Raw genomic sequence first — 1,814 nt, 5'->3', positions numbered from 1 at the left:
AAATTCTCTAGCAACCCGCGTGCTCCATGCACGCGGGCATTTCCAGCCGACGGGCGGAAGGCGGCGAGACCCTGCCGCCCGCCCTGTCCCGCGACCTTCCGCCGCAATCGCACAGCGCCGGACGGGGGTGCCTGCCGAGCACGCCGGGCCCGGGTGCGCCGTATGCGTGACCTGGACGGGGCCACCGCTGAGGCGATCAGGTGAGGCAGGCGTCCGCCGCGTATCCGGCCACACCTCCAGACGTTGTCCGTTCGGCATTCCCGGACAGATCCGCGCTGCCGTCGCATGCACGGTGCCGGCAGCAAACCGCAGATTTCCACAGCACAGGAGAACAACATGCGTACTCAAGGGCCGAAGCGGCGTACAAGCTCCTTCCTCGCCGTCATGGGACTGGGCCTCGCGCTGCCGTTCGCCACGGGCATCACCCCGGCCCACGACCGGTGCCCGAGCGCCATGGGGTCCGCCTCTTGAGCGACGGACCTGGAAGGGAGCCTCTCGTGGGGCAGGGACAGCAGCCGAAACCGGCGCAGCAGTGAGGGCGGCGCGGTGGAGGCCACCGGGGCCGTCGCAGGCATCCGGGGCCACTGATACAACCACGGGGCGTGCCGTCGCGTGCCGAGGGTGGGCCGGCTGTGGCAACCGCACAAGGGTGCTGGTGGCGGCAGTCGTGGGGGCGCTGCTCCTCGGCCCGGCCGAACCGGGGGGAGCCGTCCGACCCGACGGTGCCTCGCGTGCGACCTCCGCCCCTGCCGACCACGGCCGCATGCCTGCCCGTGGACGGGCGACGGCGACCGCGCTCGGCGATGTGGCCGCCGCCCCTCGGGTCCGGTTACTGCGGGCGGTGGTGCGAGACACCCTTGCCCACGATCCCCGAGCCTTCACCCAAGGTCTGGAGTTCCGCGGTGCCACGCTCTACGAGAGCACGGGGCTGGTCGGCCGGTCCTCCCTGCGGGCCGGACCGCCGGGCAAGCCGCCGACCCGGTACGTCGAACTTCCCGCGCCGTTGTTCGGCGAGGGCATCACGCTGTCCGGGGACAAGCTGTGGCACCTCACGTGGCGTAACGGCATTGCCATCGAGCGAGACCCGACCACCCTCGCGGAACGTCGCCGACTCGGCTACCGGGGCGAAGGCTGGGGCCTGTGCCACGAACACACCGCCGGGCGGGGACGGCTGGTGATGAGCGACGGCACCGACCGGCTCACCTTCCGCGACCCCGACTCCTTCACGGAGACGGGCGGCGTCAACGTCCGCCGGGACGGCAGGCCCGTGAAAGGGCTCAACGAACTGGAGTGCGCGCCCGACGGCTTCGTGTACGCCAACGTGTACACGACGGACACGATCCTGCGCATCGACCCGCGCACCGGTGACGTGACCGCGCACATCGACGCAGCCGGACTCCTGACCGCATCCGAACGCCGCGGAGCCGAACAACTGAACGGCATCGCCGCCGTACCGGGAACCGACGGTTTTCTGATCACCGGCAAACTCTGGCCCCGCATGTTCCACGTCACCTTCGTCCCCCGCTGAGCAGTGCCCCTGAGAAAACAATGGTCGAACAGCTTCGCCCCGTACCAGGATGCGGCTATGCGTCACGCCAACGAGGACCCCGAGCTGCTCGCTTTGATCCACCGCTACGTCACGCCCGGCAGGCGCTATCTCAAACTCGGCGGCCCTCTCAGGCGCATGACCGAGCCGGAACGCACCAAGTTCACACGGGACCTAGAAGACTGATGAAGATCTTGTTGAGGGGCTGTCCGGCCGGAGGCCGGATGGCCCCTCTTCGTTATGTGGTGGCTGGGGCGAGGTGCCAGGC

2 protein-coding genes and 1 pseudogene are annotated in these 1,814 nt (G+C 69.7%); all 3 read left to right on the top strand.

Annotated features, from left to right (window positions below):
- Positions 1–336: 336 nt before the first annotated feature.
- Positions 337–471 (top strand): hypothetical protein, encoded by a 135-nt coding sequence (locus ACWGH4_RS34805; protein ID WP_453467877.1) that lies wholly within the window; start codon positions 337–339, stop codon positions 469–471.
- Between the two features lie 292 nt (positions 472–763).
- On the top strand, positions 764–1,528 hold the full coding sequence (locus ACWGH4_RS34800) for a glutaminyl-peptide cyclotransferase (protein WP_453467875.1): 765 nt from the start codon (positions 764–766) through the stop codon (positions 1,526–1,528).
- 57 nt (positions 1,529–1,585) lie between these two features.
- Positions 1,586–1,729: pseudogene (locus ACWGH4_RS34795) on the top strand (DUF6000 family protein); the annotation flags it as partial.
- Positions 1,730–1,814 lie beyond the last annotated feature (85 nt).

Source organism: Streptomyces sp. NPDC054847 (genome assembly GCF_053610925.1).
This window is presented reverse-complemented; position numbering and strand designations above follow the sequence as displayed.

What these genes read in the sequence shown, in the direction of transcription:
- ACWGH4_RS34805 (WP_453467877.1), top strand. Translation starts at nt 337, where the DNA reads ATGCGTACTCAAGGGCCGAAGCGGCGTACAAGCTCCTTCCTCGCCGTC.
- ACWGH4_RS34800 (WP_453467875.1), top strand. Translation starts at nt 764, where the DNA reads ATGCCTGCCCGTGGACGGGCGACGGCGACCGCGCTCGGCGATGTGGCC.